This is a genomic window from Burkholderia glumae LMG 2196 = ATCC 33617 (assembly GCF_000960995.1).
GTDB lineage: Bacteria > Pseudomonadota > Gammaproteobacteria > Burkholderiales > Burkholderiaceae > Burkholderia > Burkholderia glumae.
Map to the genome: position 1 here is coordinate 2,565,619 of NZ_CP009435.1, position 15,312 is coordinate 2,580,930.

The following is a 15,312-nucleotide window of genomic DNA, read 5'->3' on the forward strand; positions in this document are numbered from 1 at the left end:
GATCGTCAGTTGGAAGTGGAAGGAACCGGCCATGCGCGCCGCGCGCGCGGCCGGCGGCGGCGTGCCGTCCCCGCGTTTGCCCTCGCGGCCCAGGCCGGCACGGTGAGCGCCATGACGAGCACCGCTACGCCGCGCCAGACGCCGCCCGCCATCGAAAGCCCGTTCGTCGACATGCTCGGCGTGCGGCTCGTCTCGGCCCGGGACGGCGCGAGCGAGATCGCGCTGCCGCTCGAGGAGCGGCATCTCAACACCTGGAGCATCGCGCACGGCGGCGTGACGATGACGCTGGCCGACGTGGCGCTCGCGATGGCCGCGCGCAGCCTGACCGACGACGGCGTCGGCGTGGTCACCGTGGAGATGAAGGTCAACTTCATGCAGCCGGGCCGCGGCGAGCTGCGCGCCTACGGTCGCGTGATGCACCGCTCGACCACCATGGCCTACTGCGAGGGCGAGGTGCGCGACAGCGCCGGCAATTTCGTCGCCAAGGCGATCGGCACCTTCAAGTACATGAAGCGGCTCGCGGTGGGCCGCGACGTCGCTCGCCAGCGCACGCGCACCGATCCGGGCGCGACGCCGGGGCCGAGCGACGTCTGAGCCGCGGCCGTCCGGGGCCTCGCACCGGCTGCGTTGGCCGATGCACGCAACGGCGCGCTGCCGGCCCGCAGCCGGCCGCGCGCCGCGCCGCGCGGCGCGGGGGTGCCGCCCCGGCCGCGGCTGCTATTTCGTGATGCCCGATCTGCACGGTGTCGCGCGAGCGATGGCATCATGGCCCGCTGTCGCCACTCTTCCTGCCCATCCATGCCGCTCAATCCCGTCATTGCGCAGGTCCTCGAGATGATCGGGCGGGCCCGGCGCCCGTCCTTCGCGTCGCAGACGCCGCAGGCCGCGCGCGCCGCCTACGAGCGCAGCGCGACGATCCTCGAGATCGCGCCCGCGCCGATGGCCGAGGTCGAAGACCTGCGCGTGCCGATGCGCGACGGCACAACGATCGGCGCGCGGCTCTATCTGCCGGTCGCACCGAGCCTCGCCGAGCCGCTGCCGACGCTGGTCTACTATCACGGCGGCGGCTTCATGATCGGCAGCCTCGACACGCACGACGCGCTGTGCCGGATGTTCGCGCGCGACGCGCATTGCGCGGTGCTGGCGGTGGATTACCGGCTCGCGCCGGAGGCGACGTTCCCGACCGCCCACGACGACGCGCAGGACGCGCTGCTCTGGCTGCATGCCCATGCGAGCGGGTTCGGCCTCGACGCGGCGCGCTTCGCGGTGGGCGGCGACAGCGCGGGCGGCACGCTCGCCGCGGCCGTGGCCGTGCTCGCGCGCGATCACGGCATCGCCCTCGCGCTGCAAATGCTGATCTACCCCGGCGTGAGCGCGCACCAGCAGACCGCCTCGCACGCGCGGCTCGGCGACGGCTACCTGCTGACGGCCGAGACGATTCAGTGGTTCTTCTCGCACTATGTGCGCGATCCGGCCGACCGCGAGGACTGGCGGTTCGCGCCGCTCGACGGCCGGCGCGGCGCGCCGTCGTTCGCGGGCGTCGCGCCGGCCTGGATCGCCGTGGCCGAATACGATCCGCTCTCGGACGAGGGCGTCGCCTACGCGGACAAGCTGCGCGCGGCCGGCAACGCCGTCACGCTGGTGCGCTACGCCGGCATGATCCACGAGTTCTTCAAGATGGGCGGCTACGTCCCCGAGGTCCGGCAGGCGCACGCCGACGCGGCCGGCGCGTTGCGCGAGGCGTTCGACGCGGTCTGAACGGCGCGCCGCGCGCCGGCGCCGCCCGGCTAGCGCGCGCCGCCCAGCGCGACGTCGAAGTGCATCGCGCGCTCGAACGCGCCGGGCCGCACGATCCGGTGCGAGCCGTCGTCGTCGCAGCGCTCCTTGATCTCGACCGACAGCCGCGCGCCTTCCTTCTGCGTCACGCGCAGCGCGGTGGTGCCGCGCGTGCCGTATTCGGGCGTCTCGATGAAGGCGGCCGACAGCGCACGCTCGCGTTCGAGCGGGATGCCGGTGCGCGGCAGCGCGTCGTCGTCGGCCCTGCGTGGGTCGCGCATGATCTCGATCAGCGCGTCGAGCGGCGGCGCGGCCTCGTAGGTCAGCAGCGTGCCGAGTTCGCTGCGCTTGTGCACGAGCTTCGGCCAGGGCGTGTCGAGCCGCGCGTTCGACAGCCCGTGCAGGCCGGCGCCGACCAGCAGCGGCGCCTCGAGCGCGGTGTCGGGCTCGGCCGGCCGGTTGCAGAACCAGGCCAGCTCGCGCCGCCGGCAATCGCCGACCAGCAGGTTGAAGCCGTTGTAGAGCGCGGCGGTGCCGGCGATCTGCTGCAGGTACGCGAGCGGCGCGAGGTTGCGAGCGCCGAGGAAGTCGGACACGAGCCGGCCGCGCGTGGGCGCGCCGGCGCGGATGTCGAACGGCGCGCGGTAGTTGGTGAGGGCGGCGAAGCGGCCGTCGCGCGATACGCCCAGCCAGGTGCCGCCGCCTTCGAGGTCGCGGCCGGCCAGCACGCCGGGCAGATCCTCCCACCAGGCGAGCGGCGCGCTGGTGCGGCGCAGGAATTCGTCACGGTTCGCGGTGAGCGTCAGCATCGGGCCGCTTTCGGCCTCGGGCTGCCAGTCGAATACGATCAGGCACATCGGGAGATTCCCTCGCTGGGATCGGGGTGCGCGAAGCCGGCACCCGAGCGCGGCGCGCCGGCTTCGCGCGCCACGATAGCATGCGGGCTCAGACTTCGGTGGGCAAGGCGTAGGGCAGCGGCAGGAACGCGAGCGGCGCACCGTCGGCGCTGCCGAGGTGAACGCTGCCGCCTTCCTGCGCGGCGAGCTTGACCTCGGCCAGCAGGTCCACGCCGCCGCCGGGCGCGGCCGCCGCATTGACGACCAGCCCGCACGGCTGGCCCGGATCGGCGCTGTGGAACAGCTCGACGCCGGCTCGTACCTCGGCGGTGTCGCCCGCCACGTGCGCGAGCGCGGTGCGGCGCTTGATGGTGCCGCGATACTGGCTGCGCGCCACGATCTCCTGTCCCGGATAGCAGCCCTTGCGGAAATTGATCGCGCCGATCACGTCGTAGTTGACCATCTGCGGCACGAATTGCTCGACCACCGGCTGGGTGATGCGCGGTTCGGCGGCGCGGATTTCCAGCCAGTTCCAGACCGCCGGCGACACGCGCGCGAGTTTCGCGTCGAGTTCGGCCGCGTGCGCCTCGGCGTGCGCACGGCGCGCGATCCACAGATAGCGCGGCCGGCCGGCCGCGTCGGGCAGCCGGATCAGCGTGCCGGCCGGGCCGTCGAGCTTGGTGTGCACGCCGTCGGGCAGCGCGTCGAAGCGTCCCGAGAGCGCCTCGCGAACGTCGCCCGCGAGGCCGAGCGCGACCCATTCGGCGCCCGCGTCGCTCAATTTCGCCTTGGCGCGCAGCACGAACATCGACAGGCGCTTCTGCACGGCGGGCTGGAGCTCCGCGGACAGCAGCAGCTGCACGCCGTCGGCCGTGCGCCAGGCCAGGAACGAGGCGAGCAGCCGGCCCTTGGGCGAGCAGTAGCCGGCCAGCTTCACGCCGGCGGCGTCGAGCTGCTCGATGTCGTTGGTCAGTTGGCTGTGCAGGAAGGTCGCGGCGTCGTCGCCGGCCACCTCGATCAGGCCGAGCTGGGGCAGGGGCATATAGGCACCGCGCGTTTGGACGGCCTCGAATTCGGCCGCCTGCGGGCGCGCGAATTCGGGCGGGGCGGGCGATGCGCCGTTGGCAATCGGTGAGTTCATGGAGCTGGGAACAGTCAATTCTGACTTTGGCGAAGACAAGCAAGTATTATATTGATCTTGTCCCGGTCTCGTTCCGCATGTCCCTACTCTCGAAATGCGCCGCGCTTGCGGCGGCGGCCGTCGTTCTGGCCGCTGCGCTTGCGGGCGGCGCCTATTACTGGTCGACCCGGCCGCTCGTCCTCGCCTCGCCGACCCTCGACGTCACCATCAAGCCCCACAGCAGCGTCAGGAGCGTCGCCCGGCAACTGGTGCGCGGCGGCGTGCCGTTGCAGCCGGTGCTGTTCGAGGCGATCACGCGCGCGCTCGGCCTGTCGGCGCGGCTCAAGTCCGGCAACTATGAGTTCCGCTCCGGCGTGACGGCCTACGAGGTGCTGCAGAAGCTCGCGCGCGGCGACGTCAACGAATACGTCGTCACGGTCATCGAAGGCTGGACCTTCAAGCGCATGCGCGCCGAACTCGATGCCAGCCCGGCCCTCGTCCACGACAGCGCTCACCTGAGCGACGCCGAACTGCTGCGCGCAATCGGCGCGCCGGCGGCGGCCGTGGCGCGCGGCAGCGGCGAGGGGCTGTTTTTCCCCGACACCTACCTGTTCGACAAGGGAACCAGCGATCTGAACGTCTACCGCCGCGCCTACCGCCTCATGCAGGAGCGCGTCGACGAGGCGTGGAGCATGCGCGCGCCGGGGCTGCCGTACCGCACGCCTTACGAAATGTTGACGGTGGCCTCGCTGATCGAGAAGGAAACCGGCCATGCGGCCGATCGCGCCTACGTCTCGGCCGTGTTCGCGAACCGGCTGCGCATCGGCATGCCGCTGCAGACCGACCCGTCGGTGATCTACGGCCTGGGCGACGCCTACGACGGACACCTGCGCAGGCGGGATTTGCAGATGGACACTCCTTACAATACCTACACGCGCCGTGGCCTGCCGCCGACGCCGATCGCCCTGCCGGGCGTGGCGTCGCTGCAGGCCGCCGTGAACCCCGCCCCGACCGCGGCACTCTACTTCGTGGCCAAGGGCGACGGAACCAGCGTGTTCTCGGACACGCTGGGGGATCACAACAAGGCCGTGGACAAATACATTCGAGGTCAATGATGGCGCGTGGAAAATTCATCACGTTCGAAGGGATCGACGGCGCGGGCAAGACCACGCACCTCGCCTGGTTCTGCGAACACCTGCGCGCGAAGATCGCGCCCGCCGGGCGGCAGGTCGTGCAGACCCGCGAGCCGGGCGGCACGGTGCTCGGCGAGGCGCTGCGCGCGCTGCTGCTGGAGCAGCCGATGGACCTGGAGACCGAGGCGCTGCTGATGTTCGCGGGCCGCCGCGAGCATCTCGCGCGCGTGATCGAGCCGGCCCTCACGCGCGGCGACTGGGTGGTCTCGGACCGCTTTACCGACGCGACGTTCGCTTACCAGGGCGGCGGCCGCGGGCTGCCGCGCGACAAGCTCGAGGCGCTCGAGCGCTGGGTGCAGGGCGGCTTCCAGCCGGACCTGACGGTCCTGTTCGACGTGCCGCCCGAGGTGGCGAGCGAGCGGCGCGGCGCGGTGCGCGCACCCGACAAGTTCGAGAGCGAGAGCGAGGCGTTTTTCCTGCGCACGCGCGCCGAATACCTGCGCCGCGCCGAGGAAGCCCCGCACCGCTTCCTGATCGTCGACGCGACGCAGTCGATCCCGCAGATCCAGCGGCAGCTCGAAGGCGTGCTGGCCGCGCTCTGATGCCGGCCGCCGGCAACCCTTAAGACCCGCTCATCCGACCAGAGGCCGACAAACCGATGATCTATCCGTGGCAAACCGACGACTGGGACCGGCTGCAGGCGCTGCGCGCGCACTGGCCGCATGCGCTGCTGCTGCACGGCCAGGCCGGCATCGGCAAGCTGCGCTTCGCCCAGCACCTGGCGCAGGGCCTGCTCTGCGAGTCGCCGCAGGGTAACGGCGAGCCCTGCGGCACCTGCCCGGCCTGCACCTGGTTCGGGCAGGGCAACCATCCCGATTACCGGATCGTGCTGCCCGAGGCGCTGGCGGGCGAAGCGCCGGGCGCCGCGGCCGAGGAGCCGAAGGCCGATGCCGACGAGGGCGGCAAGAAAACCCGCACGCCCAGCAAGGAGATCAAGATCGAGCAGGTGCGCGGCTTGCTGGACTTCGTCGGGGTCGGCTCGCATCGCGGCGGCGCGCGCGTGGTGGTGCTCTATCCTGCCGAGGCGCTCAACGTCGCGGCCGCCAACGCGCTGTTGAAGACGCTCGAGGAGCCCCCCGCGGGCGTCGTGTTCCTGCTCGTCTCGGCGCGGCTCGACCGGCTGCTGCCGACCATCGTCAGCCGCTGCCGGCAGTGGCCGATGACGGTGCCCTCGCACGCGGCGGCGGTGGCCTGGCTCGAGGCCCAGCAGGTGGGCGACGCGGCCGTGCTGCTGGCCGAGGCCGGCGGCGCGCCGCTGGCCGCGCTCGCGCTGGCGAGCGACGAGCACCGGCCGCTGCGCGACTGGACGCTCGCGCAGCTCGCGGCCGGCGCGCGCTGCGATCCGTTCGCCTGCGGCGAGTCGCTGCAGAAGCTGCCGGTGCCGCTCGTGCTCGGCTGGCTGCAGCGCTGGCTCTACGACCTGCTCGCCGAGCGCTGCGCCGGCCGGCCGCGCTATTTCCCGGCGCAGCGCGACGCGCTCGCGCGCTGCGCGGCCGCGCTCGACGCCGAGGCCTTCACACGCTTCATGAAGACCGTCACGCGGCAGCGCATGGTGGAGAACCACCCGCTCAACGCGCGGCTCGTGTTCGAGGAACTGTTCCTCGGCTACCGCGCGCTCTACGCCTGAGCCCGGCCGCCGGCCGGCCCCGAACCCAGACAGGAAGCGCAGATGTTCGTCGATTCCCATTGCCACATCAATTTCGAAGGCCTCGCCGAGCGCCTGCCCGAGGTGCTCGCCAACATGCGCGAGCATCGGGTCACGCATGCGCTCTGCGTGTCGGTCGACCTGGAGACGCTGCCGTCGGTGCTCGAGATCGCCGAGCGGCACCACAACGTGTTCGCTTCGGTGGGCGTGCATCCGGACCACGAGGACGTGAAGGAGCCGACGCTCGCCGAGCTCGTCGAGCTGGCCGCGCACCCGAAGGTGGTGGCGATCGGCGAGACCGGGCTCGACTACTACCGGCTCGGCGAACGCACGCTGGCCGACATGGAATGGCAGCGCGAGCGGTTTCGCACCCACATCCGCGCCGCGCGCGAGACCATGAAGCCGCTCATCATCCACACGCGCGCCTCGGCCGACGACACGCTGCGCCTGATGGCCGAGGAGGGCGCCTCGCTGCCCGGCGGCGTGATGCACTGCTTCACCGAGCCGTGGCCGGTGGCCGAGGCGGCGCTCGCGCAGAACTTCCACATCTCGCTGTCGGGCATCGTCACGTTCAAGAAGGCCGAGGACGTGCAGGAGGTGGCGCGACGCGTGCCGCTCGAGCGGCTGCTGATCGAGACCGACTCGCCGTACCTCGCGCCCGTGCCGTATCGCGGCAAGCCGAATGAACCTGCTTACGTCAGTTATGTCGGACGCTTTATCGCGGCGCAGCGCGGCATCAGCGACGAAGCGCTGGCCGCCGCGACTTCGCAGAACTTTTTCCGGCTGTTCGGCATCGCCGCCTGAGGCGCTGCCGGCCGGGAGCAACCCAGGGAAGGAGCCCAAACCAATGAAAACGATCCACGGTGCATCCACGATTCGCCCCGGCGCCGCGCTGCGCGCGCTCGTCATGGCCGCCGGCGTGGCCGCGGGCCTCGCCGCGCCGCTCGCGCAGGCCGAATCGCGCGACGCGATCGTCAAGGCCGTCAAGTTCGACGACATCGACGACATCGCGAAGCAGCTCAAGCACGGCCTCGACCCGAACCTGACCGACGAGCAGGGCAATCCGCTGCTCGTGATCGCCGCGCGCGAGAAGTCCGACAAGGTGGCCGAGGCGCTCGCCGCCGCGCCCAACATCGACCTGGAAAAGACCGATCCGGCCGGCGAGAACGGCCTGATGATGGCCGCGCTCAACGGCGACTTGCCGCTCGTCAAGTACCTGGTGGACAAGGGCGCCGAGGTCAGCAAGAAGGGCTGGACGGCGCTGCACTACGCGGCCACCAACGGCCACGACGACGTGGTCAGCTACCTGCTCGACAAGTCCGCCTATATCGACGCCGGCTCGCCGAACGGCACCACGCCGCTGATGATGGCCGCGCGCGGCAACCACGCCAGCACCGTCACGCTGCTGCTCGACCAAGGGGCCGATCCGGCCATCAAGAACCAGGTCGGCGTGACCGCGCTCGAGTTCGCGAAACACTACGAGGCGCCCGATGCGGTCGCGATTTTGTCGAAGCGCACGGTGCGGATCGGCGACGCGCGGCCCGCGAATGCGGGCGATGGTGAAAACAGTGCAAAATAGCGGTTTTGGGCGCGGCGTTTGCCGCGCCGTTTTTGTCGTGCCGGCGTGACGCCGCCGACCTGACATAAAGGAACATCCAATGTTGCGGGCTCTGTTTTTTACCGCCGCGTTCGTCGTGCCGCTCTCGGCGCACGCCTTCACGGCCGGTGATCTCGACAAGCTCTGTGCGAAGACCGACGTCAAGTCCCGCGCATCGTGCGGCGCGTACATCGAGGGGGTTGCCGACGGCGTCTACAACACGATCGACGCGATCGGCGGGACCACCGGGCCGCGCGTGGGCCAGTATTTCTGCCTGCCGCCCGACGTCAAGGCGCAGCAGATGACGGATGCGGTCCGCAAGTACGTGGCCGAGAACCCGAAGATCGTCGACTACAACGCCAGCACGGCGGTGTCGCTCGGGCTCGGCAAGGCGTTTCCGTGCCGCAACGGGAACTGAGCGCAACCCCTGGCGCAGCGCGCGCGGCGTCGGCCGCCTGAACGCGCCGTGCCGCAACGGCCGGTTCGCCGCGCCGTCCAACCATTCCGCGCGGGAATCCGCTGTTCCCGCCCTGACGCCTTAGCCACCGCGCGATGACGACGACGCTCGATCAACTCGCGGCCATCGCCGATGCGCCGCTCCATTCCTGGCCCGGTACGCTGCTGGTGGCCGTGCTGCTGCTGGCCGCCGTGACGGGCATCCATTGGCTCGGCGCGCGCGTGGTGATCCCGCTCGCGCGGCCCTATCCGTTCATGAGCGTGATCGTGCGCTACAGCGAACGGCCCGCGCTCGCGGTGCTGGCTTTCCTCGCGCTCGAATTCCTCTCGCTGCAGGTGGCCGACGAGCTGCCGCACTCGGGCGGCCTGCGCACATTGTCGGCGGTCGGGCTGATCGTCTCGCTGACCTGGCTGCTGATGCGGCTGGCCGCGGCCACCGGCGAGGCGATCGTGCAGGCCCATCCGGTCGACACGCCGAACAACCTGGAGGCGCGCCGCATCCATACCCAGGCGCGCGTGCTGGCGCGTTCCGTGATGGTGGTGATCGTGATCATCGGCACCGGCGCCGCGCTGATGACGTTCCCGAACGTGCGCCAGATCGGCGCCAGCCTGCTGGCCTCGGCGGGCGTGGCCGGGCTGGTCGCCGGGATCGCCGCGCGGCCCGTGCTCGGCAACCTGATCGCCGGGCTGCAGATCGGCCTGTCGCAGCCGATCCGGCTCGACGACGTGGTGGTGATCCAGGGCGAGTGGGGCCGCATCGAGGAAATTACCGGCACCTACGTGTCGGTGCGGCTGTGGGACCAGCGGCGGCTGGTGGTGCCGCTGCAGTGGTTCATCGAGAACCCGTTCCAGAACTGGACGCGCAACAGCGCCGAGATCATCGGCACCGTGTACCTGTTCGTCGACTACCGGACGCCGCTCGCACCGCTGCGCGACGAGCTGGCGAGGATCGTCGCCTCGGCGCCCGAATGGGACGGCCGCGTGCAGGTGCTGCAGGTGACCGACGCGACCGAGCGCTCGATCCAGCTGCGCGCGCTGGTCAGTTCGCCCGATTCCTCGCTGTCCTGGGACCTGCGCTGCCGCGTGCGCGAAGGGCTGATCGCGTTCCTGCAGACGCATTACCCGGACAGCCTGCCGCGCGGCCGCATGGAGCTGGCCACGCCGGGCAGCGGCGACACGCCGAACCTGCCGTCCTGGCTGCCGAGCCAACCCGCGTCGAGCACTGCCGCGAACACGCCGGCCGATCCAACCGCCACCGATCCGGTGCCGGCGCGCTGACGGCGGCGCCAGCCCGGCTGCCCGATACGCGTGCCCGATGCCGATGCCCGACTCCTCCTCGCCGCTGCCGCCGCTGAGCGCGCTGGCGATCGCCAATTACCGCTCGCTGCGCGAATTCATCGTGCCGCTGGCCGGGCTCAACGTCGTGACGGGGCCGAACGGCAGCGGCAAATCGAGCGTCTACCGCGCGCTGCGGCTGCTGGCCGACACCGCGCAGGGCCGCGCGATCCCGTCGCTGGCGCGCGAGGGCGGCCTGGCCTCGACGCTGTGGGCCGGCCCCGAGCGCTTCTCGCGCGCGATGCTGGCGGGCGAGACGCCCGTCGAGCCGCTGGTGCGCAAGGCGCCGGTGTCGTTGCGGCTCGGCTTTGCCTGCAGCGATTTCGGTTATGCGATCGATCTCGGCATGCCGGTCATCAACGCGCGCACGCTGTTCGGCCGTGATCCGGTGATCAAGCGCGAGTGCGTCTGGAGCGGCACGCTGCTGCGCCCGTCGGCGCTGCTCGTCGATCGGCACGGCGCGCAGATCCGCACGCGCGACGCGGCGGGCGGCTGGCGCACCGTGCCGCAGCCGGTGGCCTCGTACGACAGCATGCTGACCGAATTCGTCGACCCGGCCGGCGCGCCCGAGATGATCGCGTTGCGCGAGCGGATCCGCTCGTGGCGCTTCTACGACCATTTCCGCACCGATGCCGACGCGCCCGCGCGGCGCGCGCAGATCGGCACCCACACGCCGGTGCTGGCCGACGACGGGGCCGATCTGGCCGCCGCGCTGCAGACCATCCGCGAGATCGGCGACGCCGAGGCGCTCGACGCGACCATCGACGACGCGTTCCCCGGCGCGCGGCTCGAGGTGGACGATGCGGCCGGGCGCGGCCGCTTCGAGCTGAGGATGCAGCAGCCCGGGCTGCTGCGCCCGCTCGGCGCGGCCGAGCTGTCGGACGGCACGCTGCGCTATCTGCTGCTCGCGGCCGCGCTGCTCACGCCGCGTCCGCCGGCCCTGCTGGTGCTGAACGAACCCGAGACGAGCCTGCACCCGGACCTGCTGCCGGCGCTCGGCCGGCTGATCGCGCTGGCCGCGGCGCGCTCGCAGGTGATCGTGGTCTCGCACGCGGCGCGGCTCGTCGCCACCCTCGAGCGCGAGGCGGGCAGCCTGTCGCTGGTGCTGGACAAGCGGCTCGGCGAAACCCGTCTCGACGACGAGGCGCTCGAGCGCCCCGCCTGGAAGTGGCCGGCGCGCTGAGCCGGCCGCAGCGGCGCCGCCCATTGGCGAGGCCCGCGGCGCCATGCCGGCTGCGCCCCTTTTTCCACGCGGAAAAAATGACCGACAGGAATGTATCCGTCCTGTAACAAGGCCCAGAAAGTGCAATCCCGCTGCCGCCCGTCCTGACGATCGCGAATAATACCGGGAGTCGGCGCCTTGCTGCTGCGGCGCCGTCGACGGGCATCCCGGAGACAAAACGATGAAGATTGCTCAGATCGCGCCACTGACCGAATCCGTGCCGCCGAAGCTCTACGGCGGCACCGAACGGGTCGTGTCCTATATCACGGAGGCGCTGGTCGAACTTGGGCACGACGTGACCTTGTTCGCGAGCGGGGACTCGCGCACCAGCGCGAAGCTGGACGCCGTATGGCCGCGCGCGATGCGGCTCGACGTGTCGATTCGCGACCGGGTGGCGCCGCACATGCTGCTGATGGAGCGCGTCGCGCGCCGCGCGAACGAGTTCGACGTGCTGCACTTCCACATGGACTATTACTCGTTCTCGGTGTTCCAGCGCCAGCCGGTGCCTTTCCTGACCACGCTGCACGGCCGCCTCGACCTGCTCGAGCAGCAGCCGGTGTTCGACCTGTTCGACACCGCGCCCGTCGTCTCGATCTCGAACGCGCAGCGCCAGCCGCTGCCTCGCGCGAACTGGCTGAAGACGGTGCAGCACGGCCTGCCCGACACGCTCTACACGCCGCAGCCGGTGGAACCGCAGTATCTCGCGTTCCTGGGCCGCATCTCGCCCGAGAAGCGCGTGGACCGCGCGATCCGGATCGCCGAACGCTGCGGCCTGCCGATCCGGATCGCGGCGAAGATCGACGCGGCCGACGAGGAGTATTTCGAACGCAAGATCAAGCCCTTGTTCGCGCTGCCGCACGTCGAGTACATCGGCGAGATCGCCGACGACCAGAAGGCCGCGTTCCTGTCCGGCGCGCACGCGCTGCTGTTTCCGATCGACTGGCCCGAGCCGTTCGGCCTGGTCATGATCGAGGCGATGGCCTGCGGCACCCCGGTGATCGGCTTCAACCGCGGCGCCGTGCCGGAGGTGATCGAGGAGGGGCTGACCGGCTTCATCGTCGAGGACGAGATCGGCGCGGTGGCCGCCGTGAACCGCCTGCCGCTGCTGTCGCGCACCCGCGTGCGGCAGCGTTTCGAGGAGCGCTTCACGTCGCGCCGCATGGCGCAGCAGTACGTGGACGTCTACCAGGCCCTGATCCGCGCACAGAAGCGCTCGCGCTTCAAGGTGATCGATTCGGCCGCCTCCTGACCCGCTGTCCTTTCGGGGCCGGCCTCCCGAGCGTGGCGCGGCGCCGTGGCGGATGCAAAAATGGCGCCCGTCGCGGGCGCCATTCGTTGCGGGTCGAGCCGCGGCGGGGCAGATAGCAGGGAGCGGCCCCGCCGCCCGTCGTCACAGATCCAGCTTGGTCACCTTGGTGCCGTTGATCGACACGTCGCCCATCAGGCCGGCATTGGTCAGCACCACCACCTCGACCGGCGCCGTCGCCGTGTTCGAATCGATCGCGCCGTTGGCGCCCATCTTCACCAGCGCGACCGAGGCGTCCGCACCGGCGGCCCAGCCGTTCGAGGCGCGGAATTTGTCAAGCGCATCCTGCGTCATGAACAGGAAGATGACCGCCTTCGACTGCGCGCCGGCCTGCAGGCCGACCGACAGCGACGAGGTGTTGTAGTAGCCGATGGTGCTGCCGCCCACGCGCAGGGCGCCGTTGCCGGTCTGGGCGCCGACGATGAAGCCGGCTTGCAGCACTTCCGGGAACACCAGGATGCCGCGCGACTTCGCTGCCAGCTCACGCGAGCCGGGCACGGTGGCATAGAGGCGCGAGAGCGTGGCGTTCACGCTGGCGTCGATGGCCTGGCGTGTCGATGCGTTGGTCGATGCGGTCGCGGGCTTGTCCGGCGTGGTGGTGCAGCCCGCGAGTGCGAGGCTGCCGACGATCAGCGCGGCGGCGGCTTTCAACACGAGTGTGCGTTTTTGCATCGTTGTTCTCCATCAGGTGTGATTTCGCGGGGCGTCCCGCCAAAACAGGGCACTGCGCCCGAGTTATATCACAGCGATCCGTATCTTTTTCCCTCGCCCGCCAAAAAAGAGCGCCAAATCGTTAATTTTGGTTAAACCCTTGTTTTGATGAGAAATTCCCGAATTCGCCGGGTGCAGAGCGGGGCGCGAGACGGGCGTGAAAAACGGCGGGAAGCGGGCGCCGCGATGCGCGCCGCGGCGGCTCGAGCGCCGCGGCGCATGCGAACAGCCGCGCGGCGGACACGCCCGGCAGCCGATCGGCGCCGGCCGGCGTGATGCGCGCGCGGCTCGTCCACCACGGAAGAGAGGGCGGCAAGGGCAGCAACCGGGGCGGCGCGACGGCGCGCGGGCGGCCGGGCCGCGGTGAAACTGCCGCGCCCGCGAGCGGGGCGAGGCATGGGGCGGGCAGCGTCAGGCCGCCGGCTGGTTCGACAGGCAAGCCTTCATGAAGGCCTTGCGCTCATCTCCCTTCTTGCCTGCGGCCTGCGTATTGCATGCCTTCATCTTGTCCTGTTGGGACATCTTCGGCTTCGCGGACAGACAGTCCTTCATGAAGGCCTTGCGCTCGTCGCCCGACTTGCCGGCTGCCTGCGCGTTGCAGGCCTTCATCTTGTCCTGCTGGCTGTTGGCGGCAAACGCGGGTGACGCCAGCATGCCGCCGACGAGCAGCACGGCCATCAGCGATCGGATTTTCATTGGACACTCCCGTTGGGTAATTGGCGTTCTCGTGACACCGGACGACGCGCGCGGCTGCGCGGATCGCGAGGCCATTATGGCAAATCATCCCGAAAATACCAGAGCGGGCAAACGCGCAACGCGAGTCGGGCGAGCGCGCTGCTGCTGGCGCCGGATGCCGCCGCGCCGAGCGCGAAGGGTTGCCGAAGCACGGTGGACAGCGATTACAATCGCGGCCATGACCTATTCGACCCCCCACCCCAACTCCGCCGGCACCGCGCCGGCGCTGCCGCGCATCGCGGTCCTCGCCACCGGCGGCACCATCGCCGGCGCCGCTGCCGACGCCACCAATACCGCCGGCTATCAGGCCGGCGCGCTCGGCATCGGCTCGTTGCTCGACGCGGTGCCGGCACTCGCGCGCGTCGCGCAAATCGTCGGCGAGCAGATCGCCAGCATCGACAGCAAGGATCTCGAACCGGCGCTCTGGAGCACGCTCGCCGCGCGCATCGACGCGCTCGCGGCCGACGACGCGATCGACGGCATCGTGATCACGCACGGCACCGACACGCTGGAAGAAACCGCCTGCCTGCTGCACCTGAGCGTCAAGACCAGCAAGCCGGTGGTGTTGACGGCCGCCATGCGGCCGGCCACGGCGCTTTCCCCGGACGGCCCGCTGAATCTGCTCAACGCGGTGACCGTGGCCGCGCATCGCGCCGCGCACGGGCAGGGCGTGCTGGTCGCGTTCAACAACAAGATCCACAGCGCGCGCGACGTGGTAAAGACCAGCACCTATGCCGTCGACGCCTTCCAGTCGCCGGAGCTGGGCGTGCTGGGCTGGGTACAGGACGGCCGCGTCGAGTTCGCGCGCGGCGTCACGCGCCCGCACACGGCGGCCACGCGCTTCTCGATCGGCACCGACTGGCCGGCCGTGGAGATCGTCGCGAGCTACGCCGGCGTGTCGCGGGTCGGCGTCGATGCGCTGGTGGCGGCCGGCGTGAAGGGCATCGTGGTGGCCGGCACCGGCAACGGCTCGATCCACGTGCGGCTGCAGGAGGCGCTCGTCGAAGCCGCGCGCCGCGGCGTGGCGGTGGTGCGCGCCTCGCGGGTCGGCTCGGGGCACGTGATGCGCAATGGCGCGGCCAACGACGACGCGCTGGGCTTTATCAGCGCCGGCTCGCTCAATCCGTTCAAGGCACGCGTGCTGCTGATGCTCGCGCTCGCGGCCGGCGTGAGCGATCCGGCCGAATTGCAGACCGTGTTCGATACCTACTGACGCGCCGCGCCCGCCGCCGCGCGGCTGGCGAGAAGGCATGAAAAAAAACGGACCCGCATGGTCCGTTTTTTTCATGGCCATCGCCCCGGGGCGGCGGGCGCGGCCGCGCCGGGAAGGCGGGGAATCACTGGCGAATCCGACAGGCGGACACCCGACGGCGACGTCTG

General features: G+C 70.7%; 16 protein-coding genes. 12 read left to right on the plus strand and 4 right to left on the minus strand.

Translation table 11 applies throughout. From position 1 onward, the window contains the following. The first annotated feature begins 111 nt into the window (after positions 1 to 111). The gene (locus KS03_RS24105) at positions 112 to 594 is read left to right on the plus strand and encodes a PaaI family thioesterase (protein WP_015875417.1); all 483 of its coding nucleotides are present in this window, start codon (positions 112 to 114) and stop codon (positions 592 to 594) included. 204 nt (positions 595 to 798) lie between these two features. Further along, positions 799 to 1,758, plus strand: a complete 960-nt coding sequence (locus tag KS03_RS24110) for an alpha/beta hydrolase (protein WP_015875418.1) — start codon at positions 799 to 801, stop codon at positions 1,756 to 1,758. Positions 1,759 to 1,787: 29 nt separating this feature from the next. Here the strand turns inward: KS03_RS24110 and KS03_RS24115 are convergent, their stop codons facing one another. Then, positions 1,788 to 2,633, minus strand: a complete 846-nt coding sequence (locus KS03_RS24115; protein WP_015875419.1) for an NRDE family protein — start codon at positions 2,631 to 2,633, stop codon at positions 1,788 to 1,790. Between the two features lie 88 nt (positions 2,634 to 2,721). Then, positions 2,722 to 3,753: a CAF17-like 4Fe-4S cluster assembly/insertion protein YgfZ gene (ygfZ, locus tag KS03_RS24120; RefSeq protein WP_015875420.1), complete on the minus strand. Its 1,032-nt coding sequence runs from the start codon at positions 3,751 to 3,753 to the stop codon at positions 2,722 to 2,724. Between the two features lie 77 nt (positions 3,754 to 3,830). On the opposite strand from ygfZ, the gene mltG reads away from it, so the two are divergent. The 9 genes from mltG to KS03_RS24165 all read left to right on the plus strand — a co-directional run bounded on the left by mltG (position 3,831) and on the right by KS03_RS24165 (position 12,429). Beyond that, on the plus strand, positions 3,831 to 4,847 hold the full coding sequence (gene mltG / locus KS03_RS24125; protein WP_015875421.1) for an endolytic transglycosylase MltG: 1,017 nt from the start codon (positions 3,831 to 3,833) through the stop codon (positions 4,845 to 4,847). Continuing rightward, a complete protein-coding gene (gene tmk / locus KS03_RS24130; protein ID WP_015875422.1) occupies positions 4,847 to 5,467 on the plus strand; it encodes a dTMP kinase in 621 nt (206 codons plus the stop codon). The genes mltG and tmk overlap by 1 nt, the downstream gene beginning before the upstream one ends. Before the next feature lie 56 nt (positions 5,468 to 5,523). Further along, positions 5,524 to 6,552 (plus strand): DNA polymerase III subunit delta', encoded by a 1,029-nt coding sequence (locus KS03_RS24135; RefSeq protein WP_015875423.1) that lies wholly within the window; start codon positions 5,524 to 5,526, stop codon positions 6,550 to 6,552. 42 nt (positions 6,553 to 6,594) lie between these two features. After that, the gene (locus tag KS03_RS24140) at positions 6,595 to 7,374 is read left to right on the plus strand and encodes a TatD family hydrolase (RefSeq protein WP_015875424.1); all 780 of its coding nucleotides are present in this window, start codon (positions 6,595 to 6,597) and stop codon (positions 7,372 to 7,374) included. A gap of 43 nt (positions 7,375 to 7,417) precedes the next feature. Then, positions 7,418 to 8,149, plus strand: a complete 732-nt coding sequence (locus tag KS03_RS24145; protein WP_015875425.1) for an ankyrin repeat domain-containing protein — start codon at positions 7,418 to 7,420, stop codon at positions 8,147 to 8,149. A gap of 79 nt (positions 8,150 to 8,228) precedes the next feature. Next, positions 8,229 to 8,585 (plus strand): Rap1a/Tai family immunity protein, encoded by a 357-nt coding sequence (locus KS03_RS24150; RefSeq protein ID WP_015875426.1) that lies wholly within the window; start codon positions 8,229 to 8,231, stop codon positions 8,583 to 8,585. A gap of 134 nt (positions 8,586 to 8,719) precedes the next feature. After that, entirely contained in the window at positions 8,720 to 9,901 is a 1,182-nt protein-coding gene (locus tag KS03_RS24155) for a mechanosensitive ion channel family protein (protein WP_015875427.1), read from the plus strand. 64 nt (positions 9,902 to 9,965) lie between these two features. After that, on the plus strand, positions 9,966 to 11,141 hold the full coding sequence (locus KS03_RS24160) for an AAA family ATPase (protein WP_015875428.1): 1,176 nt from the start codon (positions 9,966 to 9,968) through the stop codon (positions 11,139 to 11,141). 220 nt (positions 11,142 to 11,361) lie between these two features. Then, positions 11,362 to 12,429 (plus strand): glycosyltransferase family 4 protein, encoded by a 1,068-nt coding sequence (locus tag KS03_RS24165; RefSeq protein WP_015875429.1) that lies wholly within the window; start codon positions 11,362 to 11,364, stop codon positions 12,427 to 12,429. Positions 12,430 to 12,570: 141 nt separating this feature from the next. On the opposite strand, the gene KS03_RS24170 is transcribed toward KS03_RS24165, so the two are convergent. Both KS03_RS24170 and KS03_RS24175 read right to left on the minus strand, forming a co-directional pair. Beyond that, entirely contained in the window at positions 12,571 to 13,158 is a 588-nt protein-coding gene (locus tag KS03_RS24170) for a BPSL1445 family SYLF domain-containing lipoprotein (protein ID WP_015875430.1), read from the minus strand. 450 nt (positions 13,159 to 13,608) lie between these two features. Further along, a complete protein-coding gene (locus KS03_RS24175) occupies positions 13,609 to 13,893 on the minus strand; it encodes a PsiF family protein (RefSeq protein WP_015875431.1) in 285 nt (94 codons plus the stop codon). A 208-nt stretch (positions 13,894 to 14,101) separates the two neighbouring features. On the opposite strand from KS03_RS24175, the gene KS03_RS24180 reads away from it, so the two are divergent. Next, on the plus strand, positions 14,102 to 15,145 hold the full coding sequence (locus tag KS03_RS24180) for an asparaginase (protein WP_085962390.1): 1,044 nt from the start codon (positions 14,102 to 14,104) through the stop codon (positions 15,143 to 15,145). Positions 15,146 to 15,312 lie beyond the last annotated feature (167 nt).